Source organism: Halomarina pelagica (genome assembly GCF_024228315.1).
Taxonomy (GTDB): Archaea; Halobacteriota; Halobacteria; order Halobacteriales; family Haloarculaceae; genus Halomarina; species Halomarina pelagica.
Genome location: NZ_CP100454.1, coordinates 2,811,230 through 2,832,806, shown reverse-complemented (window position 1 = coordinate 2,832,806; position 21,577 = coordinate 2,811,230). Strand labels below are relative to the sequence as shown.

Here is a 21,577-nt window from a genome sequence, read left to right as displayed (position 1 = left end):
TTCGTGAGTGACCTGTTTCGAGTTCGGACGCTCCGCCGAAGTCGGTGGATCGACGGTACGTCGACGAGGCCGACGGTGCTCGGCGGCGGAACCGGGAGCGCAGTGACACCCGCTCAGGCCAGCGCGCTCCCGACGCGGACGATCTCGCGCTCGCCGAAGGCGGGGCCGACGAACTGGACGCCGACGGGGAGACCGTCCGTCTCGCCCGCCGGGACGGAGATCGCGGGGAGGTCGGCGAGGTTGATCGGGACGGTGTTCACGTCCGCGAGGTACATCTGGAGCGGGTCGTCGAGGCTCTCGCCCCGCTCGAACGGCGGGACGGGCATCGTGGGGGAGGCGAGGACGTCCGCCTCCGACAGCGCCGCGTCGAAGTCCCGGGCGACCCACGCGCGGGCGTCCTGGGCCTTGGCGTAGTACTTGTCGTGGTAGCCGGCCGAGAGGGCGTAGGTCCCGAGGAGGACGCGGCGCTTCACCTCCTCGCCGAAGCCCGCCTCGCGAGACCGGGCGAAGGCGTCGTTCCAGTTGCCCTCGTAGCCGCCAGAGACGGCGGAGGACTCGCTCCGCTCGTCCTCCGAACCACCGCTCGCGCTGCTCGCGGAGACGCCGTAGCGGACGCCGTCGAAGCGCGCCAGGTTCGAGGACGCCTCGGACATCGCGATGACGTAGTAGGCGGCGACCGCCCGCTCGACGGAGGGGAGAGACACGTCGACCGTCTCCGCGCCCTGCGCCCGGAGGTCGTCCAGCGCGGCCTCGAACGCCTCGACGACGCCCCCGTCTGCCCCCTCGACGAGTTCGGTCGGGACGCCGATCGTCGTCCCCGACACGTCGCCGTCGGCGGCGCTCGCGTAGTCGGCGGCCGCCCGCCCGTCCGGGTCGTCGCGTGCCTCGCTCGCGTCGCGGGTCGTCGCGTCGCGCTCGTCCGGGCCGGCGATCACGTCGAGCAGTTCCGCCGCCTCCTCGACCGTCGGCGCGAGCGGACCGATCTGCTCGAGCGAGTTGGCGTACGCGACGAGGCCGTAGCGCGAGACGAGACCGTAGGTGGGCTTGATGCCGACGACGCCGCAGAAGGCGGCGGGGTTGCGGATCGATCCGCCCGTGTCGGTCCCGAGCGCGAGGTCGGCCTCGCCCGCGGCCACGGCGGCGGCGGAACCGCCCGAGGAGCCGCCCGGGACGCGCCCCGGCGCGGCGGGGTTCTCGGTCGGGCCGTAGGCGGAGGTCTCGGTGGTCGAGCCCATCCCGAACTCGTCCATGTTGGTCTTGCCGACGACGGTCGCGCCGGCCGCCGTCAGGCGCTCGACGACCGTCGCGTCGTAGGGCGGGACGTAGTCCTCGAGCATCGCCGACCCGCAGGTCGTCCTGACGCCCGCGGTCGAGATGTTGTCCTTGACGGCGACGGTCCGCCCCGCGAGGGGCCCGTCGTCCGCGCCCTCGATCGTCTCCTCGGTGATGAAGGCGTTCAGATCGCCCATCTACGACACCCGCGGTCCCTTGAAGTAGCCGTCCTCCGTCTCGGGCGCGTTGGCGAGCGCCTCCTCCTGCGAGAGACACGCTCGGGTCTCGTCGGGCCGCATGACGTTGACCAGTTCGCGCTCGCGGTCCACCTCCGGCACCTCGTCGAGGGAGTCGAAGTGCGCGAGAATCTCGACGAACTGCTCGGCGAAGCGCGTCACCTCCTCCTCGTCCAGCGCGACCCGCGCGAGGTCCGCGACGTGACGGACCTCATCGGGGTCGACCGATGCGTCGCTCATACTGGCACCTGCAACGGCCCGACACTAAGGGTTTCGAATGCCCGGATTCGACGGCCTCGGGGCGTGAGAGGCCGTCTCTCGGTCAACAGATTTAAGTCGCTCGGTTCACAACAGTAGTGTACAGACGATTCTGGGTCGAGCGACCCACCCCGAGCCCACACGATGACAGATACCACTATCCGGCGGGAAACGAGCGAGCGCGAGCGTGAACGAGAGGAGGGTGAGCGCGAGGCGGACGAGGGGGAACTCCTCTGTCCCGAGTGCGGCGGTCGGTTGGAGTCGGACACGGAGCACGGCGAGACGGTCTGCGCGGACTGCGGTCTCGTCGTCGAGGAGGACAGCATCGACCGCGGCCCCGAGTGGCGCGCCTTCGACTCCGCCGAACGCGACCAGAAATCCCGCGTCGGCGCGCCCACCACCAACATGATGCACGACAAGGGCCTCTCGACCAACATCGGCTGGCAGGACAAAGACGCCTACGGCAACTCGCTCTCCTCGCGCCAGCGGGCGAAGATGCAGCGGTTGCGCACCTGGAACGAGCGCTTCCGCACGCGCGACTCGAAGGAGCGCAACCTCAAGCAGGCGCTCGGCGAGATCGACCGCATGGCCAGCGCCCTCGGCCTCCCCGAGAACGTCCGCGAGACCGCCAGCGTGATCTACCGTCGGGCGCTCAACGAGGACCTCCTGCCCGGTCGCTCCATCGAGGGCGTCGCCACCAGCGCGCTCTACGCCGCCGCCCGCCAGGCCGGCACCCCGCGCAGCCTCGACGAGATCACGGCCGTCTCGCGCGTCGACAAGGACGAGATCGCCCGCACCTACCGCTACGTCGTCCGCCAGTTGAACCTGGAGATCAAGCCGGCGGATCCGGAGAGCTACGTCCCGCGCTTCGCCAGCGACCTCGACCTCTCCGACGAGGTCGAACGCCGCGCCCGCGAACTGCTCCGGAACGCGAAGGAGCAGGGCATCCACTCCGGCAAGTCGCCGGTGGGGCTGGCGGCGGCGGCGATCTACGCGGCGGCGCTGCTCTCGAACGAGAAGGTCACCCAGAGCCAGGTCTCCGACGTCGCCAACATCTCCGAGGTCACCATCCGCAACCGGTACCACGAACTCCTCGAAGCCGAGGGGAACGCCACCTCGTACTGAGAGACCGGGTCGCCCGTCGCCGGCCCGCTCGTTTCTCCGCCGCTCGTTCGCCGCTCGTCCTTCCGTCGCTCGTTCTCTCGTCGCTCGTTCTTCCGTCGCTCGTCCGTCGCACGCGAACCGCCGTTCGACCGTTCGACCGTGAGCGTCGCGCGCGGAGCGATCAGAAGCGCCAAGCGGCGACCGCCCGGACCGCCGGGCATGGAGACGACCCGGCACTTCGTCGCCACGGTGTACATCGTCAACGAGGGCGCGACGGCGCTGCACGACCACGAGAGACTGGGCATGTGGCTCCCGCCCGGCGGACACCTCGACCGCGACGAACTCCCGCACGAGGCGGCGATCAGGGAGGTGCGCGAGGAGACCGGCCTCGACGTTGACCTCGTCGCCCCCGCGGGGGACGTGTCCTCGGAGACGGTCCGCTCCCTCGCGATGCCCCGGCAGTTCCTGCTCGAGGACATCGACGTCCACCCGACGGGCGAGGTCGGCCATCAGCACGTCGACTTCGTCTACTACGGGGCGGTCGACTCGCGGGACGTTCGGCCGGCCGGCGACGACGAGGCCGCGCCCGCCCGCTGGGAGTGGTTCACGCCGGCCGACCTACGGGAGAACGCCCACCGCCTGGAACCCGACGTCGTGGAGGTCGGACAGCGGGCCATCGAGGCGGTCGAGGCGGCCGGGGCGAAGAGAGTGGACGAGACGGGCGAGACGGAGCGGGTGGACGTGACCGGGAGCGAGGACGACGCGGAGCGGGCAGAGGGGGATCGCTAGAACAGCGAGGTCATCGCGAGTACCGCCCGGCGTTTGACCGCGCCGCCGGCCTGTCGGAAGCTGATGCGCCAGGGCGTGCGCTTGCCGACGACGGTCGTCTCGCCCGCGACGACGGCGTCGAGGATCCCCTCGACGGTGCGGTCTTCCGTCGCCACGTGCGTGACCGCCTGGCCGATCATCTCGGCGATGTGCGCGTCGCTGCCCGCGGTCATCGGCAGCCCGCGGCGCTCGGCGAAGCGCTCGGCCTGCCGGTTGGAGCGCCCGGTGAGGAGCCGGGAGTTGTACACCTCGATGGCGTCCGCGCTCGCTAACTCGTCGCGGGAGATGTGGGGGGCGACGCCGTGGCGCGACTTCTGGAAGGGGTGCGGGACGATCGAGACGCCGCCCTGTTCGCGGATGCGGTCGAGCGTCTCCGAGAACGGGAGTCCGGCCGGAACCCGCTCCCGAAGCCCCAGACCGAGGACGTGTCCCGCCTGGCTCGTGATCTCCATCCCGGGGATGCCGACGAGGCCGTACTCCGAGGCGACCTCCGCCATCTCCAAGCTGGCGTCGATCTCGTCGTGATCCGTGACGGCGACGGCGTCGAGACCGACGGCTTCGGCCTGCTGGAGGATCAGTTCGACGGGATCCCGGCCGTCGTACGAGAGTTCGGAGTGCGTGTGAAGCTCGACCGACAGCACAGCGAGAGGTGGGAGGGCGAAGGAGAAAAAGGTATCCGGTCTCCGGACCGTCGCGTGCGCCCGATTCGCACAGACGTCGGATGCGCCCGTCGCACGTCGACGTGCCACCGGATCGGCGACCGACGAGCGCGACGTCGACCCGCAGAGAGCCGAAGCCGGTCGGGAGAGCGTCCGCCTTCGTTACCGACATTCTGACACTCACTGGACGATTCTAAAATAAATATAAATATGTAGTAAAATTTTTAGTAAAGATAACTCGATATACGATGGTATGGGAATGACTACGTCAGGGGGAGGTCCCCCGCGATGAACGTATTCGTGTACGTGCTAGCGGAGGACGAGGTCGATCCAGCGCCGGACAAGACCAGCACGAAGTTCGTCGTCGACGACAACGTCGGGGAGTCGATCCACGTCCACCTGCGGAACCTGCGCCTCGAGATGGGCGTCCGCGACTTCGACACGTTCGCCAGCCAACTACGAGACGCCAGGGAGGAGCTTCACGATGGGGATCGTTGAGGAGGAACTCGCGGAATTCGAGATCTCGACCGGACAGGAGTACCGCATCGAACTGAACAAGGGCGAGACGATCCACGTGCACGCGGGCAACCTGCGACTGGACATGTCGGTCGACGAGTTCGATCACTTCGTCGACGTCATCGCGCGGGCACAGCGGGAACTTCACGAGAGGAAAGGATGGTGACAGAGACCGAACGGAACGAGAGGGGCGGAACCGTGATCGAGCGGGGGACCGGACCGGGAGCGGCGACGACGGCGGAGCGCCGCACCGTGCGGGAGAACGGAGCGAGCGCGAAGCGCCGAACGGAGGGAGCGATCCTCGAACGGCTGTTCGACGAGTTCAACGAGCGGGACGTCCGCTACGTCGTTCCTCGAAAGTACGACCTGCTGCCGGAGACGCCGCGCGGCGACGTCGACATCTACGTCGACGCGGCCGAGTTCGAGACGGCGATCGACGTCTGCGAGCGGCTGGGATTCGAGACGCCGACGACGGCGCGTCAGTCGACCCTCCAGCCGATCGTGTCGAACGCGGCGGAGCTGCTGGAGCACGCGGTCCGATCGCCGACCGAGGCGGCGGCCACGCTGCTCCGAGCGCCCGAGCGCGTCGTGCAACTCGTCCGCCCGAACACGTCGCACAAGCAGGGGTACGTGAACCGGAAACTGCAGGGCGGGGGAGTCAAGCTCGATCTGCGGAACCACCTGGCGTACACCTCGACCTCGGACGGATCTCAGATCCGGGTCGATCCGAGCGTCGAGCGACGGCTGTTCGACCGTCGCCGGTTACACGAGGGCTTCTACGTCCCGATGGCGGCAGACGAACTGACCCATCTGGTCGCCCACTGCGTGTTCGACAAACACGGGGTGTTCTCCGGGTACTACGTCGATCGGTGCGACGCGCTCGTCGAGGAGGTGACCGCCGACCAGCGCAAGGACGAGGCGTTCAGGGAGCTACTGTCGGACGTGTTCTACGGCGCGGACGAACTCGTCTACGACTCGGTGACCGAAGGCAGATACGACGCGATCAGGTCGAAGCTCTTCCGGTTCGACGAGTACTGACGCGACGGCTCACTTCCGAACGACGAGTTCGATCCAGTACTCCCGCTCGAGCATGGTCCGGCGCAGTTCGTCGAAGTCGTCGACGTCGAGCGCCTTCCCGTGCCACCGACACTGTCTGTGGACGTTGGCGACACCCTCGCTCGTGACGACCGACGCGATCTCGAACCCGTTCTCGTCGAGCGCCGAGAGGATCCGGTCGATCTCGATCTCGGTGAGGTAGATCGGGTGTAGTTCGACGTGCACGACCGTCGGACCGGGGGCGGCGAGGACGCCCCCCATCCCGTCGAAGACGTTCGCCTCGTACCCCTCGACGTCCATTCGAACGACGTTGACGGCCTCGGGCGAACACTCCCGCTCCGCGAGGAACCCCTCGACGGTCTCCTGGCGGACCGGGATGCGCTCGGTCGCGACCGCGTCCCCCGCCCGCCCGCCGTCCGTGACGGTGTCAGTCGTCCGGACGGTCTCGGCCACCCGTATCGCGTGTCGGTTCGACTGCTCGCTCAGCTCCAGTTCGGCCGGACCGGTGCGGTCGCCGATGGCGCACCGTTCGATCTCGACGCGGTCCTCGTAGCCGTTGAGTTCGAGGTTCCGCTCGAACAGATCCAGGTTGCCCGGCTCCGGCTCGATCGCGTAGATGTGCGCGTCCTCCCCGAGGATGCCCGCTTCGAGCAGGCAGAAGTAGCCGATGTTCGCCCCGATCTCGAGCACCGTGACCTCGCCGTCGACCCGCTCCCCGAGCCGGCGAAGTTCGTCCTCGAACGCGTCAGTCGAGAGCTGTTCGTGGACGCCGTAGGCGATGAGCGTCCGGGAGATCCCCTCGTCTTCGAGGTCGAGGTACATCTCGTTCCCCTGTACCTCGCGGCGCACGAACCGCGAGGAACTCCGACGCGCGACCGACCGGTAGTACGGGTTCCGCCGGGTGACGACCTCCCCGACGTAGCCGACGAACTGCCCGAACCGCCGCTCCCGCAGCAACCGCGCCGCCTTCGCGCCCACCATCCGCGCCGACGCGGGAACGCCGGCGAGCGCGTCGATCGCTGACGCGAGCGTGTACGTTCCGGTACCGAGTGATACAGAGACCATAGTATCTCAGCCCAACGTATTGGTTAATAAGTACTACTATTTATTTAAGAAGTTGTGGGGGTCGAGGGTGAGTTCGAGGGGGTCCGTGCCGTCGGTGCGTACCCCGCTCGATCGTCCCGCAGCGATCCTCGGGCTGAGGGTCGACAGTATATCTCGTGGCGGAAAACTACTAAATAAGGCGATGGTGTACGGGAAAGGGCATCTATCGTGTCGATCAAGACTCTCGTCCGAGCCCTCCGACGGTTCGTCCCGAGCGGGGACGTGACCGAGCGTGCGGTCAAGAGCGGCATCTGGGTCGCGCTGATCAACGTCGTCGATCGGGCGCTCCTGCTCGGCATGCAGGTCGCGCTGCTCCTGCTGCTCAGCCCCACCGAGATCGGGTTGATGGGGATCGCGATGCTGGTGCTCGCGGGGCTCAAGCAGTTCTCGCACCTCGGCGTCGACGCCGCGCTCGTCCAGCGCGAGGAGTCGAACGTCGACGCGTACCTGAACACGGCGTGGTGCCTGAACATCGCCCGGGGGGTCGCGCTCGCGACCGTCGCCTACCTGCTCGCCCCGTGGGCCGCAGCGTTCTTCGACGCGCCGCAGGCGACGGCGATCATCCGGTTCGTCGCGCTCACGCCGCTGCTCTCGGGGCTCGTCAACCCGGGCGTCCTCTACTTCCAGAAGGGCCTCGAGTTCCACAGACAGTTCGGGTACACGCTCAGCAGCACCGTCGTCCGCGTCGTCGTGACGCTCGGCTACGCCCTCGTCTCCCCGTCTGTGTGGGCGCTCGCGGTCGGGTTCGTCGCCGGACAGACGGCCCTCGTGTTCTCGTCGTACCTGCTCCACGACTACCGCCCGTGGCCGGCGTTTCGCGTCGACGCCGCGCGCGAGATGCTCGGGTACGGCAAGTGGATCTTCGGCTCGTCGGTCGTCGGCTTCCTCCACGGACAGGGCGACGACGCGTTCGTCGGCTGGTTCCTCGGCGCGTCCGCGCTCGGCCTCTACCAGCCGGCGTACCGGTTCTCGAACGCGCCCGCGACCGAGATCTCCCAGACCCTCTCGCAGGTGACGTTTCCGACCTTCTCGAAGCTCCAGAACGACGTCGCACAGCTCCGCACGGGGTTCCTGCGCACGATCCAGCTCGTCGCGTTCGCGTCGTTCCCGATGGCGGTCGGGATCGCCCTCGTCACCCCGTCGTTCGTCGCGTTCCTCGGCGACGAGTGGCTCCCGATGATCCTCCCCATGCAGTTGCTCGCCGTCTACGGTCTCCTGCGGTCGATCAGGTCGCCGACGACGCCGCTGTTCCGGGCGGTCGGGCGGCCGGACTACCAGACCAAGATCAAGACGCTGAAGCTCGCCCTGATCGTCGCGTTCATCTACCCGGCGACCGCGGAGTGGGGGCTCGCCGGGACCGCGCTCGTGATCGCGGCAAACGAGTTCGTGACGACCCCCATCGCCGCGTACCTCTCGCTGCGCGTCGTCGACGGCCGACCCGCCGAGTTCCTCCGCGTCCTCGGCTACCCCGCGATCGGCAGCGCGATCATGGGCGCGGGGGTGTTCCTCGTCCGGGCGAGCGTCCCCCTCGACTCGCCGCTCGCGACGTTCGCCCTGCTCGTCGCGACGGGCGTCCTGCTCTACGCGCTGGTGATGCTCGGGATCGAACACCGGTTCGACTACGGCATGGGCGACATCGTTCGGACCGCCCACGAGGCGGTCAGGTGACCGGCCGAGACGACGCGCCGATCCGCGACGGCGAGCCGATTCGGGACGACGACCCGGCGACCACCTCGCCCCGAAAACGCGAACAGTCGGGCGGAGGGTGACTAACGATTATGCCCTGCCCACGCGTACCACGGTGTTCGAGGAACGCATGAGTGACACCGAATACGCGAGAGACGTGCTCGTCTCCGCGGACTGGCTGGAGGAGCACCTCGACGACTTCCGGAGCGACGACCCCGACTATCGACTGGTCGAGGTGAACAGCCCCGAGTCGCCGGACACCGACTTCCCCTCGCGGTACGACCAGGGCCACGTTCCGGGGGCGATCGGCCTCCAGTGGGACGAGGACCTGTCCGATCGGACCCAGCGGGACATCCTGACCAAGGGCGACTTCGAGGCGTTGGCCGGAAGCCGCGGCATCGCACCGGACTCGACGGTGGTCTTCTACGGCGACGGCTGGATCCCGAACTGGTTCGCCCTGTTCGCCTACTGGGAGTTCAAGTACTACGGCCACGAGGACGCCCGCGTGCTCGACGGCGGGAAGGACTACTGGGTGAACAACGACTACCCGCTGACCGACGAGGTACCGGAGTTCCCCGAGGTCGAGTACCGCGCCAGGGGACCGTTCGAGGGGATCCGGGCGTACCGGGACGACGTCGAGATGATCCTCGATACGGGGGTCCCCCTCGTCGACGTGCGCTCGCCGGAGGAGTTCTCCGGCGAGGTGATCGCGCCGCCCGGCCTCAGGGAGACGGCCCAGCGCGGCGGTCACATCCCCGGCGCGGAGAACGTGCCGGTCAAGGAGAACCTCGACGAGGACGGGACCTTCAAGGACCGCGACGACCTCGAATCGCTCTACGCGGACCACGGCGTCGACGGCGACGAGTCGGTGGTGACCTACTGTCGCGTCGGCGAACGCTCCTCGATCGCCTGGTTCGCACTCACGGAGTTACTCGGCTACGACGACGTCAGGAACTACGACGGGTCGTGGACCGAGTGGGGGAGCACCGTCCGCACGCCCATCGAGACGGGGGAACCGGACTGAGCGTCTTCGCGCCCTCGGTCCTCGGGATCGTCGTCCGTACGGTCCCGTGCGACATTCCGTCCCCGCCGACCGTTCCCGTCGATACGGAAAAGCGGGATACGTCCGTCTACCCTATCGGCGAGACGTGGTGACCGGGGATGGCTGACTTCGACGTACTCGTGATCGGCGGTGGAACCGGAAACAAGGTGGCGAACGCGGCGGCGGACGCGGGCCTCGAAACCGCACTGATAGAGCGCGGACCGATCGGCGGGACGTGCGTGAACCGCGGTTGTAATCCCTCGAAGACGCTCATTCAGCGTGCGGATCTCGTCGAGTCGATCCGGCGCGCCGGCGAGTTCGGGATCGACGCGCGGATCGAGGGGATCGACTACGGGGCGATCGTTCGGGAGGTGACCGCGTCGGTCGACGGGAAGTCGGACCGCATGGAACGCGCCGACCGCGAGCGCGACCGCCTGACGCTGTTCCGTGAGCAGGCGCGCTTCGTGGACGACCGGACCCTGGAGATCGACGGCCGGGAGGTGACCGGCGAGAAGGTGGTCGTGGCCGCCGGCGCGCGGCCGGTCGTCCCGCCGATCGAGGGGATCGACGAGGTGGACTACCTCACGAACCGGGAGGCGTTGCGGCTCGAGACGCAACCCGAGCGCCTCGTGGTCATCGGCGGCGGCTACATCGCCGCGGAACTCGGCCACTTCTACGGGGCGCTCGGCACGCACGTGACGATCGTCGGTCGGGACGACGTGCTCGTCGGGCGCGAGGACCGCGAGGTCGCCGAGACCTTCACCGACCTCGCGCGGCGACGGCACACCGTCCGCACCGGCTACACCGCGACGGCGGTCGAGCGAACCGGCGACGGGATCACCGTCCACGCCGAGCGGAACGACGGGGGCGAGGAGATCGAGATCGAGGGCGACGACCTGCTCGTCGCCGCGGGCCGCCGGCCGAACACCGACCTGCTCGACGTCGAAGCGGCCGGGATAGAGACGGACGAGCGGGGGTTCGTCGAGACGAACGAGTACCTGGAGACGAGCGCGCCGAACGTCTGGGCGCAGGGCGACATCGCCGGCAACTTCCAGTTCAAACACGCCGCCGACCACGAGGCGAAGTACGTCGTCGAGAACGCCCTCCGCGGCGAGCAGACCCCGGTGGACTACACGGGCATGGCGCACGCGATCTTCACCTCGCCGCAGATCGCCGCCACCGGATTGACCGAACAGGAACTCGAGGAGCGGGGGCGGGCGTACGTCGTCGGCCGACGGGCGTACGACGACACGGTGATGGGACGGGCGCTGAAGGCGGAGGACGGCTTCGTAAAGGTGCTCGCCGACCCCGACGACGGGACCGTCCTGGGCTGTCACATCGTCGGTCCCGAGGCGTCGACGCTGATCCACGAGGTGATCGTCGCGATCACGAGCGGTTCGGGCACGGTCTTTGACGTCACGAACGCCATCCACGTCCACCCGGCGCTGAGCAAGGTCGTCCTCGAAGCGTTCGAGGACACGGACGTGTGATGGCTTCAATCCCACAAGGGTTCGTCTGAAACAGCAGCCGAACGAGGTCAACAGCCTGATCTCCTACGGGCTTCAACTACACAGGGTTCATCTGGATCGGTGTCCCATTCGGAACACAGCCCTCTATCAGGAGTCACTCACTTATTGTTTCTGTCGACCGTTACTGCATCCGTCACTCGGGGAGGTCGACGGAAGCGAGGCTATTCAGAGAAACCAACGACGTTCAGTCGAGTCTTCACAATAGACTGTCTGACCGAGGAGCGTGTCGTCGCGGCGTTCGAGGCTGATCGTCCGAGTCGTGCAGCGCGTCGTACTCGGTGCCGTCGAGGGCGCGCCAGATGCGCCCCCGAAGCTTGTGGTGGTACGCGTTGTCGTACGCCGCGTCCGCCCGGGCGGAGAGGTGGACCAGAACGCGCATTCGGTTACGCACCCCCATGCTCGTCTAACATGATACGGCAAACGTTCATGCTGCCAGGAAATAAACGTTATCGAATAACTTATTATAAACACATATGGATTGTATAATAGTGGTCGGACACCACGTTCGTGCACATAGAAACCCCTTTGTCCCGCCGAAATCACCAGACAGGTGAATGCCGCTCACCCCCTCGGACCGCGAACTCGTCGTCGAGGAACTCGGCCGCGACCCGACGCCGGCGGAGGAAGCGCTCTTCGAGAACCTCTGGAGCGAACACTGCGCGTACCGCTCCTCGCGTCCCCTGCTGTCGGCGTTCGACAGTCGGGGTGGACAGGTCGTCGTGGGGCCGGGCGACGACGCCGCCGTGGTCGAACTGGCGGAGGACTGGTATATCACGCTGGGCATCGAGAGCCACAACCACCCCTCCTACGTCGATCCCTACGACGGCGCGGCGACGGGCGTCGGCGGGATCGTCCGCGACACGCTCTCGATGGGGGCGTACCCGATCGCGCTCACCGACTCGCTCTACTTCGGCGCGTTCGACCGCGAGCACTCGCGGTACCTCTTCGAGGGCGTCGTGGAGGGGATCGCCGACTACGGCAACTCCATCGGCGTGCCCACCGTCGGCGGGAGCGTCGCCTTCCACCCCGACTACGAGGGGAACCCGCTGGTGAACGTCGCCTGCGTCGGCCTGCTGCGCGCCGACCGCCTCGTCACCGCCCGGGCGCAGGAATCGGGGAACGCGCTCGTGCTCGTCGGCAACGCGACCGGCCGCGACGGCCTCGGCGGGGCCTCCTTCGCCAGCGAGGACCTGAGCGAGGACGCGGAGACGGAGGACCGCCCGGCGGTGCAGGTGGGCGACCCCTACACGGAGAAGCTGCTGATCGAGTGTAACGAGGCGCTGCTCGACGAGGGGCTGGTCGTCGCCGCCCGCGACCTCGGCGCGGCCGGACTCGGCGGCGCGTCGAGCGAGATGGTCGCGAAGGGCGGCCTCGGCGCGCGCATCGACCTCGACGCGGTCCACCAGCGCGAGCCGGACATGCGCCCGCTCGAGATCCTCCTCGCGGAGTCCCAGGAGCGCATGTGCTACGAGGTGCGCCCGGACGACGTCGAGCGCGTCCGCGAACTCGCGGGGCGGTTCGACCTCGGCTGCTCGGTCATCGGCGAGGTGACCGAGGGTAACTACGTTTGTACGTTCGCCGACGGGGGAGGAGACCGCGAGACGGTCGTCGACGTGCCCGCCGAGTACCTGGCCGACGGCGCGCCGACGAACGACCTCGACGCCGTCGCGCCCGCGCCCCCCGAGCGCGACCTGCCCGACGCACCGTTGCGAGAGGCGTTCGAGGCGGTCGTCGGGAGCCCCAACACGGCGAGCAAGCGCTGGGTCTACCGCCAGTACGACCACGAGGTGGGCGCGCGGACGGTCGTCCGGCCGGGCGACGACGCGGCGGTGCTGGCCGTTCGTGAAGTGGGCGCGGAGCCACGCGCCGCGGAGGGGGCGAGCGGGCCGGAGGCCCGCGAGACGGGCCTCGCGATCTCGGCGGGCGCGGACCCCAACTGGACGAGCGCCGACCCCTACGAGGGGGCGCGCGCGGTCGCGCTGGAGAACGCGACGAACCTCGCGGCGAAGGGCGCGCACCCGCTCGCCGCCGTCGACTGCCTGAACGGCGGTAACCCGGAGAAGCCGGAGGTGTACGGCGGCTTCCGCGCGATCGTGGACGGACTCGCGGACATGTGTCGCGATCTCTCCGTCCCGGTCGTCGGCGGGAACGTCTCGCTGTACAACGACTCCGCCTCGGGGCCGATCCCGCCCACGCCGACGCTGGCGATGGTGGGGACGAGGGCGGGGTACGACGCGCCGCCCGCGTCGCTCGCCGGGGAGGGTGCCCTCCTCGTCGTCGGCGACGGGCCGCTGGCCCGCGGCGAGGCGCGCCTCGGCGGGTCGGAGTACCTCGCGCGGTTCGGCGGGAGCGACCGGTTCCCCGCGCTGCCCGAGGCCCCCGCGGACGCGCTCTCCGCGCTCGCCGACGTGGCGGACCACCCCGCGACGCTCGCGGTCCACGACGCGAGCCACGGCGGCCTCGCCGCGACGCTCGCGGAGATGGTGACGGAGGCGGCGGGCGCGACCGCGACCGTCGGGGACGCCCGGGCGCTGTTCGACGAGACGCCCGGGCGCGCGGTCGTGGAGACGACCGACCCCGAGGCGGTTCGCGAGCGCTTCGACGGCGTCGCCCCGGTGACGGACCTCGGCGAGGCGAACTCGACGGGAACGCTGACGCTCCGCGTCGGCGGCGAGACGCTCGCCTACGACGCGGGCGAGATCGCCGCGCTCCGGGACGTCATCGCCCGGGAACTGGAGTGACAGGTCGCCGCGGCTGCGTCGGAACGACAAGTTTTTAGGCCATCCTAAAAATCGGGGAGGTAACCGATGGCTCCAGACACGTGCGTAATCGTCCCGACGATCCGCGAGTTCGAGTGCCTCCGGGCGTACTTCGAGAACGCGCGCCGGCACGGGTTCGACCTCGATCGACTGCACGTGCTGCTCGTCACCGAGGACTTCTGCGCGACCGACGAGATGCGCGCGATGCTCCGCGAGGAGGGCGTCTCCGGGGAGGTGTTCGACGGGACGCGCCGCGAGGAGTGGTACGCCCGCCACGGCGTCGAGGAGTACGCGGGCCTGATCCCGGCGGCGAGCCACGCCGAGACGAGCTTCGGCCTCATGTACATGTGGGCGGACGAGCGCTTTGACTACGGGTTCTTCATCGACGACGACACGCTGCCCCACCCCGACTTCGACTTCTTCGGGACGCACTTCGCGAACCTCGCGTACGAGGGGCCGATCGAGTCGGTCCGCTCCGACGAGCGGTGGGTGAACGTCCTCTACCAGAACGCCGACGAGCACGGGCTCTACCCCCGGGGGTACCCCTACGCCGCGATGGGCGAGACGGTCGAGACGGGGACGACGCGCGTGACGAACGTCGTCGCCTCGCAGGGGCTGTGGACGAACGTGCCCGACCTCGACGCCGTCCGCATCCTGATGGACGGCGACCTGCGGGGGCAGGCGCGGACGCGGACGACGGCCGACGACTTCGCCGGGAACTTCGTCGCCGAGCGCGGGCAGTACCTCACCGTCTGCTCGATGAACCTCGCGTTCGAGCGGGAGGTCGTCCCCGCCTTCTACCAGCTTCCGATGGACGACAACGAGTGGAACGTCGGCCGGTTCGACGACATCTGGAGCGGCGTGTTCCTCAAGCGCGCGACGGACCTCCTCGACGCCGAGATCGTCACCGGCTACCCGCTCTGCGAGCACAACAAGGCCCCGCGCTCCACGTTCGACGATCTCAACGCCGAGGTGCCGGGGCTGGAACTGAACGAACACCTCTGGGAGATCGTCGACGGCGTCGAGCCGTCGGCCGGCTCCTACGCCGGGGCGTTCGCCGCGATGGCAGACGCCCTCGCCGACGGCGACTGGTCCGCGTACGAAAACGGCGCGTTCCTCAACCACGTCGGCGAGTACATGCGCGACTGGCTCGACTGCCTCGACCGACTCGCGGCGGCCCGCACCGCCCCGGTCACCGCCGACGACTGACCCGACGGTACTCGAATCCCGAACCGTCGCGTCGGCGACCCGTTCTCGAGAGAACCGGCAGGTATATGGTCTTTAGGTCCACCTAAACCAGTATGACGACGGAGGGTTCATCGGGACGAGTGATCACTCGTCGCCGGCTCCTCGGGGCGGGTGCGGTCGCGGGCGTCGCCGGGCTCGCCGGCTGTTCCGGGTTGTTCGGCGGATCGAACGAGAACGGAGAGAAGGGTTCGAAGCCGATCGGACAGATCGGGTCCGGGCGGTCGCCCTTCGGTGACCGCGAGATAACCGGCGGGACGTCGATGGCGGAGATGCCGGAGATGAGCGGGACGCTCACGGTCTACTCCGCCCGCGGCGAGGTGCTCGTCGGTGAGCTGATCTCGTTCATCGAGGACCTCTACCCCGACCTCGACGTTCGGGTGCGGTACAACTCGGCGGCGGAGCTGGTGAACCAGATCGAGACCGAGGGCAAGAACAGCCCCGCGGAGGTGTTCTTCACGGTCGACGCCAGTTCGCTCGGCGAACTGAAGAAGGACGGGTTCACGACGAAGCTCCCGACGGACGTCCTCGATCTCGTCCGCGAGGAGTTCCGCGACCCCGACGGGCAGTGGACGGGGACCTCGGGACGCGCGCGGACCGTGCCGTACAACACCGAGCAGTTCGAGAAGTCTGCCATCCCGAACGACATCATGGTCTTCCCGGAGAAACGGGCGTTCGCCGGGAAGATCGGGTGGGCACCGACGTACAGCTCGTTCCAGTCGTTCGTCACCGCGATGCGCGTGCTCGAGGGGGACGCGGCGACGAAGAAGTGGCTCCGGGGGATCCTGGACCTCGGCGTCCGCGAGTACAGCGACGAGTTCCGCGTCGCCGAGGCGATCGCCGACGGGGAGATCGCCGTCGGCTTCGCGAACCACTACTACATCCAGCGCGTGCTCGCCGGCCGCGGCGGCGACGCCCCCATCGCCACCGCGTTCACGAAGGGCGACGCGGGCGCGATGTTCAACGTCGCTGGAGCCTGCGTGCTGAAGACCGCCGCCGACGGGACGCTGGCTGCGAACTTCGTGCGCCACCTCCTCTCGGCCGAGGCGCAGGACTACTTCGCGCGGGAGACCTTCGAGTACCCGCTCGTCCCGGGGGTCGAGCCGATCGGACGGCTCCCCACGATCGACGAACTGAACCCGCCGAAGGGGCTGGACCTCACGCAGCTGTCGGACTTCGAGGGTACCATCCGCCTCATGCGCGACGTCGGCGTGCTGTGAGGTCGAGCGAACGATGACGGCGGGGGGACCGACGACCGACGAGCGGGGCGCGACCGGCGATCGGGGAACCGGGGGGCGAGGAACCGCGGGCGGACGAGGCGCGACCGGGGCGGCCCGCCGGCGCGACCGACCGCCCCTCGCGCCGACGGCCGCGAGCGCCGCCGTCGCCGCCCTCGTGCTGCTGCCGCTGCTCTGGCTCGTCCGGACGGCGCTCGCGGGCGGTCCGGCGGAGGCCGTCGCGCTGCTCACGCGGCCGGAGACCGTCCGCGTGTTCCTCAACAGCGCGGCGCTCGTCGCGGCCGTCACCGGCGCGTCGATCCTCGTCGGCGTCCCGCTCGCGTACCTGACGGTCCGCACCGATCTCCCGCTGCGCCGGCTGTTTACGGTCGCCGTCTCGCTACCGCTCGTCGTCCCGAGCTACATCGGTGCGTTCGCCTTCGTCTCGGCGTTCGGCCCGAAGGGGGCGTTCCAGCGGCTCCTCGAACCGCTCGGCGTCGAGTCGCTCCCGACCATCTACGGCTTCGCCGGCGCGACGCTCGTGCTCACGCTGTACACCTACCCGTACGTCTACATCACGACGCGCGCCGCGCTCACGTCGCTCGACACGCGCCTCGTCGACGCGGCGCGGACGCTCGAGCACTCGCGGTGGGAGGCGTTCAGGCGCGTGACCGTCCCGCAGATCCGCCCGGCGGTCGCCGCGGGAAGCCTGCTCGTCGCGCTGTACACGCTCTCTGACTTCGGGACCCCCGCGATCATGCGCTTCGACGCGTTCACGCGCGTCATCTACGTCGAGTTCACCACCTTCGGCCGCGACCTGGCGGCGCTCCTGTCGCTGCTGCTGGTGGCGGTCACGCTGCTGATCCTCGCGCTCGAATCGCGCGTCCGGGGGAGCGGACCGCTCTACACCGGGGGCGGCCACCACCACGACACGGTCCCGCTCGGCAGGTGGACCGCCCCGGCGGTGCTGTTCTGCGCGGCCGTCCCGGCGCTGGCGCTCGTCGTGCCGCTCGCCATCCTCGGCGTCTGGTTCGTCAACGCGAGCGGCGCGGGGGGGACCGCGCTCGCGTTCAGGGCGGCGTACGTGTTCAACTCCGTCGGCGTCTCGGGGGCGGCGGCGCTCGCCGCGACCGCGGCGGCGCTCCCCGTCGCCTACCTGGCGGCGTGGTACCGATCGCCGCTGACGGCGTCGTTCGAGCGGGCCACCTACGTCGGCTACGCGGTCCCCGGGGTCGTCCTCGGCCTCGCGCTGGTCTACCTCGGCACCTCCTACGCGACGCCGATCTACCAGACGCTGTACCTCCTGGTGTTCGCCTACGTGGTCCGCTTCCTGCCCCAGGCGGTCGGCTCGCTGCGGGCGTCGTTCCTCCGGGTGGACCCCGCGCTGCCGGAGGCGGCGCGGACGCTCGGGCGGACCTCGGCCGGCGCGTTCCGCGCGGTGACGCTCCCGCTCGTCGCGCCGGGACTGCTCGGGGGTGCGGCGCTCGTGTTCCTGACCACGATGAAGGAACTCCCGGCGACGCTGCTGCTCGCGCCCACGGGGTTCGACACGCTCGTGACGCGGATCTGGTCGGCCTACGGCCAGGGGTACTTCGGCTACGCCGTCGTCCCCGCGCTCATCCTGCTCGGGGTCTCCGCGCTGTCGATGCTCGTGATCATATCGCAAGAGGGGTACGATGTCAGATAGTACGACGCGAACCGTGAACCGGACGGACGCACCGAACGACGCCGCGGTCGAGGCGGTGCTCGAACTCGCCGGCGTGTCGAAGCGCTTCGGGTCGGAGTCGGTCATCCGCGACCTCTCGCTGTCGGTGCGCGAGGGCGAGATCCTGACGCTGCTCGGCCCCTCGGGGTGCGGCAAGACGACGACGCTCCGGCTGATCGCGGGGCTCGACCGCCCGGACGAGGGGGAGATCCGGCTGAACGGCGCGGTCGTCTCGGGACCGGACGCGTTCGTCCCGCCCGAGGATCGCGGGATCGGCGTCGTCTTCCAGGAGTTCGCCCTCTTCCCGCACCTGACGGCCCGCGAGAACGTCGCCTTCGGACTGAAGGGGTGGGACCGCGCCGACCGCGAGCGGCGGGTGGACGAACTGCTCGACCTCGTGGGGCTCGGGCCGCAGGGCGAGAGCTACCCGAGCGAACTCTCCGGCGGCCAGCGACAGCGGGTCGCGCTCGCCCGCTCGATCGCCCCGGAGCCGGCGATCCTCCTCCTCGACGAGCCGTTCTCGAACCTCGACGTGGACCTCCGGGTCGAGATGCGCGAGGAGGTCCGGCAGATCGTAAAGCGCGCCGGGGTGACTGCCGTCTCGGTCACGCACGACCAGGAGGAGGCGATGTCGATCAGCGATCGGGTCGCCGTCGTCAACGACGGGCGGATCGAGCAGATCGGCCGCCCGGATCGGGTGTTCCAGCACCCCGAGTCGCGGTTCGTCGCGGGCTTCCTCGGGCACGCGAGCTTCCTCTCCGGGCGCGTCGGCGCGGACGCGGTCGAGACGGGCGTCGGCCCCGTCGCCCGCGAGCGCATCCACGGCCTCGCCGCCGAGTACGAGGGATCGACGATCGAGGTCCTCGTCCGCCCCGACGACGTGCGGGCGGACGAGACAGCGCCGGAGGCGAACGGACGGGTCGTCTCCCGCCGGTACCTCGGGCCGACGGTGCTGTACGAGGTCGAACTCGACACCGGCGAGCGCGTCGGCTGCATGCACAACCACGACGACCGGATCGACCTCGACGAGCGGGTGGCGGTGGTGCTCGAGGCGGACCACGAGCTGTCGTGGTTCCCCCGGGGGGCCGACGTCGCCGGGACCGCGGGCGACTGACGCATGCGCCGGGCCGACCGCCGGATCGTGCGGGGAGTCCGGGCCGTCGTGCACCGCCTCGGCCTCGACGCCCCGGAGCGGTTCCTCGCCGCGGCGCTCGCGCTCGCCACCGGTGCCGTCGTCTGGTACCTCGCGACCGACCTCTTCGCGTACCACAGCGTCAACGACGACGAGGGCGTCTACCTCCTGCAGGCCGCGATGCTCCTCGACGGGCAGGTGTTCCTCTATCCCGGCGACCTCGCGGGCGCGGTCCGACCCTGGTTCTTCGTCGTGGACCGGGGACCGGGCGGGGCGGTCCGGATGTACTCGAAGTACGCCCCCGTCGCGCCGGCCGTCTTCGCGCTCGGGAGGGCCGTCGCCGGCGACTACCGCGTCGCCCTCGCCGCCGTCGCCGCCGGCAACGCGGCGCTGACGTACGCGCTGGCGTCGCAGGCGTTCGACCGCAGGGTCGGCCTCGTCGCCGTCGTCGCGCTCGCGGGGTCGCCGCTCTTCCTCCTGACCTCCTCGGTGTTCCTCGCGTACGCGCCGACGACGCTCTTCGACCTGGCGTTCGCCGTCTGCTACGTCCGGGCGGCCCGGACGGGGCGGCTCGGCTACGCGCTCGCGGCGGGAGCGGCGATCGGCGTCGCGTTCTTCTCTCGACCGTACACCGCGCTGCTGTTCGCGCTCCCGTTCGTCGCCCACGCCCTCGCCGTGCTGTGGCGGGCGCGGCGAACCGGGGCGTTCCCGTCCGTGCTGCGTCGGTACGCCGCGATCGCCGTCCCCGGCCTCGCGTTCGTCGGGGTCACGCTCGGGTACAACGCCCTGGTGACCGGCGACCCGCTCCTCTTTCCCTACGAGGCGTTCGCCCCGAACGACGGGCTGGGACTGGGGCGGCGGGAGATCCTCGGCCACGAGGTGAACTACACGGCCGGGGTCGCGCTCGCGACGACGGTCGCGGTCGTCGCCCGCCTGCTCGGCGAGTGGACGGCCGCCGGTCCCGTCGGGACGGCGCTCGCGGCGGTCGGCCTCGGACTGTTCGCCCTGGATCTCCGCGGGCCGCCGGTCCGCCCCTCGACGAGCGGCATGACCGACCGCGAGGTCGGCCTCGTCCTCGTCGGGGTGTTCGTCTCCGTGATCGCCGGCAATTTCTTCTTCTGGGGGACGTACAACGGCCTCCTGAGCGGGCTGTTCGACCTGCTGGGTCCGTACTACCACTTCGACGCCCTCGTCCCGCTGTCGGCGTTCGCCGCGGCGGGCGCGGTCCGCGGCCTGCGGGCCCTCCGACGGGCGACGGCCGATCGACTCTCGCCGTCCGCGGCGCACGCGGTCGTGCTCGTCGTCCTGCTCGTCGGCGCGCCCGTCGTCGCCGCGGCGGAGCGGGGGGCGCTCGCCGACCCCGTGGCCGAGAACCGGCTCCGAACCGAGAATTTCGAGGCGACGTACGAGCCGATCGAGCGCGCCGAGTTCGACCGCGCGCTCGTGTTCGTCCCCACGCCGTACGGACCCTGGAGCGCCCACCCGTTCCAGCACCTCCGCAACGACCCCGGGTTCGACGGACCGGTGATATACGCCCAGGACCGCGGCCCGGCGCGCGACCTGGCGACGATCGACGCCGTCGAGAACCGCACGCTCTACCGGTTCACCTACCGCGGGGGGTGGACGGGCGCGGTGACGCCCGTCGAACCGGAACTCCGTCGGCTGACGGTGCTCCGCGGGGAGCGCGTCGAGGCGACGACGACCGTCGGCGCGCCCGAGGGGATGGAACGCGCGTGGGTCCGCGTCGAGACGGCGTCGGGCTACGCCCGCTACGCGGTGGACGACCCGGGCGACGCGGTGACCGTCCGGTGGACCGTCGGACCGGAGGGGGCGCGGGCGACGAACCATCCCTTCGTCGCCGGGAGCGGCCTCGCGTCGGACGGAAACGGGGGGGCACCGGCGATCCGTCTCCCCGACGGCGCGAGCGAGGTCGATCTGGTCGTGACGTTCGCCGACCGCGCGGGGGGGACGCTCACCTACCGTCAGGAACTCACCGTCGAGGCCACGGACGAGGGCGTCCGCGCCGTCTGGCCGCCGGAGACGCGGGTCTGCGCGCTGGTCACCGAGTGCGGGACCGAGGGGACGTACGTCGGACCCGACGGGGAGTACGTGGACGGCGTGGCCGTCGAGAGCGACGCCAGCGCGACGAACGCGTCCCGCGCTCCGAGCCCTCGGAGCCCGCCGCGCGTGCCGATGGATGGCAAGCCATAAGTTTAGGTCTGCCTAATC

The 21,577-nt window shown here is 69.8% G+C and carries 17 protein-coding genes and 2 pseudogenes; 14 read left to right on the top strand and 5 right to left on the bottom strand.

Translation table 11 applies throughout. The features are described 5' to 3' along the window. Positions 1–113: 113 nt before the first annotated feature. Both gatA and gatC read right to left on the bottom strand, forming a co-directional pair. Complete coding sequence (gene gatA / locus NKI68_RS14710; protein ID WP_254543862.1) at positions 114–1,469, bottom strand: Asp-tRNA(Asn)/Glu-tRNA(Gln) amidotransferase subunit GatA; 1,356 nt, start codon at positions 1,467–1,469, stop codon at positions 114–116. Then, positions 1,470–1,748 carry an Asp-tRNA(Asn)/Glu-tRNA(Gln) amidotransferase subunit GatC gene (gatC, locus tag NKI68_RS14705; RefSeq protein ID WP_254543861.1) on the bottom strand — a complete coding sequence of 93 codons (279 nt, stop codon included), beginning with the start codon at positions 1,746–1,748 and terminating at the stop codon, positions 1,470–1,472. A gap of 162 nt (positions 1,749–1,910) precedes the next feature. Here gatC and NKI68_RS14700 point away from each other — a divergent pair, with 162 nt between their 5' ends. Then, positions 1,911–2,891 carry a transcription initiation factor IIB gene (locus tag NKI68_RS14700; RefSeq protein ID WP_254543860.1) on the top strand — a complete coding sequence of 327 codons (981 nt, stop codon included), beginning with the start codon at positions 1,911–1,913 and terminating at the stop codon, positions 2,889–2,891. A gap of 198 nt (positions 2,892–3,089) precedes the next feature. Beyond that, positions 3,090–3,560, top strand: a pseudogene (locus NKI68_RS14695) (NUDIX hydrolase); the annotation flags it as partial. Between the two features lie 95 nt (positions 3,561–3,655). On the opposite strand, the gene NKI68_RS14690 reads toward NKI68_RS14695, so the two are convergent. Continuing rightward, positions 3,656–4,339 carry a PHP domain-containing protein gene (locus NKI68_RS14690; protein WP_254543859.1) on the bottom strand — a complete coding sequence of 228 codons (684 nt, stop codon included), beginning with the start codon at positions 4,337–4,339 and terminating at the stop codon, positions 3,656–3,658. 306 nt (positions 4,340–4,645) lie between these two features. On the opposite strand from NKI68_RS14690, the gene NKI68_RS14685 reads away from it, so the two are divergent. The 3 genes from NKI68_RS14685 to NKI68_RS14675 are packed head-to-tail and all read left to right on the top strand — an operon-like array spanning position 4,646 to position 5,911. Continuing rightward, entirely contained in the window at positions 4,646–4,855 is a 210-nt protein-coding gene (locus NKI68_RS14685) for a hypothetical protein (protein ID WP_254543858.1), read from the top strand. Continuing rightward, a complete protein-coding gene (locus tag NKI68_RS14680) occupies positions 4,842–5,039 on the top strand; it encodes a hypothetical protein (protein ID WP_254543857.1) in 198 nt (65 codons plus the stop codon). Before NKI68_RS14685 ends, NKI68_RS14680 begins: the two co-directional genes overlap by 14 nt. After that, positions 5,033–5,911, top strand: a complete 879-nt coding sequence (locus NKI68_RS14675; RefSeq protein WP_254543856.1) for a nucleotidyltransferase family protein — start codon at positions 5,033–5,035, stop codon at positions 5,909–5,911. The genes NKI68_RS14680 and NKI68_RS14675 overlap by 7 nt, the downstream gene beginning before the upstream one ends. 9 nt (positions 5,912–5,920) lie before the next feature. Here the strand turns inward: NKI68_RS14675 and NKI68_RS14670 are convergent, their stop codons facing one another. Beyond that, on the bottom strand, positions 5,921–6,994 hold the full coding sequence (locus tag NKI68_RS14670) for an FkbM family methyltransferase (RefSeq protein ID WP_254543855.1): 1,074 nt from the start codon (positions 6,992–6,994) through the stop codon (positions 5,921–5,923). A 207-nt stretch (positions 6,995–7,201) separates the two neighbouring features. Between NKI68_RS14670 and NKI68_RS14665 the strand changes: the two genes are divergently transcribed. The 3 genes from NKI68_RS14665 (at position 7,202) to NKI68_RS14655 (ending at position 11,251) form a co-directional block, all read left to right on the top strand. Continuing rightward, positions 7,202–8,701: a lipopolysaccharide biosynthesis protein gene (locus NKI68_RS14665; protein WP_254543854.1), complete on the top strand. Its 1,500-nt coding sequence runs from the start codon at positions 7,202–7,204 to the stop codon at positions 8,699–8,701. Positions 8,702–8,849: 148 nt separating this feature from the next. Further along, complete coding sequence (locus NKI68_RS14660; RefSeq protein WP_254543853.1) at positions 8,850–9,743, top strand: sulfurtransferase; 894 nt, start codon at positions 8,850–8,852, stop codon at positions 9,741–9,743. Between the two features lie 137 nt (positions 9,744–9,880). Further along, on the top strand, positions 9,881–11,251 hold the full coding sequence (locus NKI68_RS14655; RefSeq protein WP_254543852.1) for a dihydrolipoyl dehydrogenase family protein: 1,371 nt from the start codon (positions 9,881–9,883) through the stop codon (positions 11,249–11,251). Positions 11,252–11,531: 280 nt separating this feature from the next. Here the strand turns inward: NKI68_RS14655 and NKI68_RS14650 are convergent. Next, positions 11,532–11,669, bottom strand: a pseudogene (locus NKI68_RS14650) (CRISPR-associated endoribonuclease Cas6); the annotation flags it as partial. 175 nt (positions 11,670–11,844) lie between these two features. Between NKI68_RS14650 and purL the strand changes: the two are divergent. The 6 genes from purL to NKI68_RS14620 all read left to right on the top strand — a co-directional run bounded on the left by purL (position 11,845) and on the right by NKI68_RS14620 (position 21,559). Next, positions 11,845–14,031 (top strand): phosphoribosylformylglycinamidine synthase subunit PurL, encoded by a 2,187-nt coding sequence (purL, locus tag NKI68_RS14645; protein WP_254543851.1) that lies wholly within the window; start codon positions 11,845–11,847, stop codon positions 14,029–14,031. Positions 14,032–14,097: 66 nt separating this feature from the next. After that, positions 14,098–15,258 carry an alpha-1 4-glucan-protein synthase gene (locus tag NKI68_RS14640; protein WP_254543850.1) on the top strand — a complete coding sequence of 387 codons (1,161 nt, stop codon included), beginning with the start codon at positions 14,098–14,100 and terminating at the stop codon, positions 15,256–15,258. A 92-nt stretch (positions 15,259–15,350) separates the two neighbouring features. After that, positions 15,351–16,514, top strand: a complete 1,164-nt coding sequence (locus NKI68_RS14635) for an iron ABC transporter substrate-binding protein (protein WP_254543849.1) — start codon at positions 15,351–15,353, stop codon at positions 16,512–16,514. A 13-nt stretch (positions 16,515–16,527) separates the two neighbouring features. Continuing rightward, positions 16,528–18,198, top strand: coding sequence for an ABC transporter permease (locus NKI68_RS14630; protein ID WP_254543848.1), 1,671 nt, complete (start codon positions 16,528–16,530; stop codon positions 18,196–18,198). Then, positions 18,188–19,330 (top strand): ABC transporter ATP-binding protein, encoded by a 1,143-nt coding sequence (locus NKI68_RS14625; protein WP_254543847.1) that lies wholly within the window; start codon positions 18,188–18,190, stop codon positions 19,328–19,330. Before NKI68_RS14630 ends, NKI68_RS14625 begins: the two co-directional genes overlap by 11 nt. A 3-nt stretch (positions 19,331–19,333) precedes the next feature. After that, on the top strand, positions 19,334–21,559 hold the full coding sequence (locus NKI68_RS14620; RefSeq protein WP_254543846.1) for a DUF7846 domain-containing protein: 2,226 nt from the start codon (positions 19,334–19,336) through the stop codon (positions 21,557–21,559). Positions 21,560–21,577: the final 18 nt, after the last annotated feature.

Bases quoted from the DNA above. Each gene is read 5' to 3' on its own strand.
- gatA (WP_254543862.1), bottom strand. From the start codon at position 1,469: ATGGGCGATCTGAACGCCTTCATCACCGAGGAGACGATCGAGGGCGCG.
- gatC (WP_254543861.1), bottom strand. From the start codon at position 1,748: ATGAGCGACGCATCGGTCGACCCCGATGAGGTCCGTCACGTCGCGGAC.
- NKI68_RS14700 (WP_254543860.1), top strand. From the start codon at position 1,911: ATGACAGATACCACTATCCGGCGGGAAACGAGCGAGCGCGAGCGTGAA.
- NKI68_RS14685 (WP_254543858.1), top strand. From the start codon at position 4,646: ATGAACGTATTCGTGTACGTGCTAGCGGAGGACGAGGTCGATCCAGCG.
- NKI68_RS14680 (WP_254543857.1), top strand. From the start codon at position 4,842: ATGGGGATCGTTGAGGAGGAACTCGCGGAATTCGAGATCTCGACCGGA.
- NKI68_RS14675 (WP_254543856.1), top strand. From the start codon at position 5,033: ATGGTGACAGAGACCGAACGGAACGAGAGGGGCGGAACCGTGATCGAG.
- NKI68_RS14670 (WP_254543855.1), bottom strand. From the start codon at position 6,994: ATGGTCTCTGTATCACTCGGTACCGGAACGTACACGCTCGCGTCAGCG.
- NKI68_RS14660 (WP_254543853.1), top strand. From the start codon at position 8,850: ATGAGTGACACCGAATACGCGAGAGACGTGCTCGTCTCCGCGGACTGG.
- NKI68_RS14655 (WP_254543852.1), top strand. From the start codon at position 9,881: ATGGCTGACTTCGACGTACTCGTGATCGGCGGTGGAACCGGAAACAAG.
- purL (WP_254543851.1), top strand. From the start codon at position 11,845: ATGCCGCTCACCCCCTCGGACCGCGAACTCGTCGTCGAGGAACTCGGC.
- NKI68_RS14640 (WP_254543850.1), top strand. From the start codon at position 14,098: ATGGCTCCAGACACGTGCGTAATCGTCCCGACGATCCGCGAGTTCGAG.
- NKI68_RS14635 (WP_254543849.1), top strand. From the start codon at position 15,351: ATGACGACGGAGGGTTCATCGGGACGAGTGATCACTCGTCGCCGGCTC.
- NKI68_RS14630 (WP_254543848.1), top strand. From the start codon at position 16,528: ATGACGGCGGGGGGACCGACGACCGACGAGCGGGGCGCGACCGGCGAT.
- NKI68_RS14625 (WP_254543847.1), top strand. From the start codon at position 18,188: ATGTCAGATAGTACGACGCGAACCGTGAACCGGACGGACGCACCGAAC.
- NKI68_RS14620 (WP_254543846.1), top strand. From the start codon at position 19,334: ATGCGCCGGGCCGACCGCCGGATCGTGCGGGGAGTCCGGGCCGTCGTG.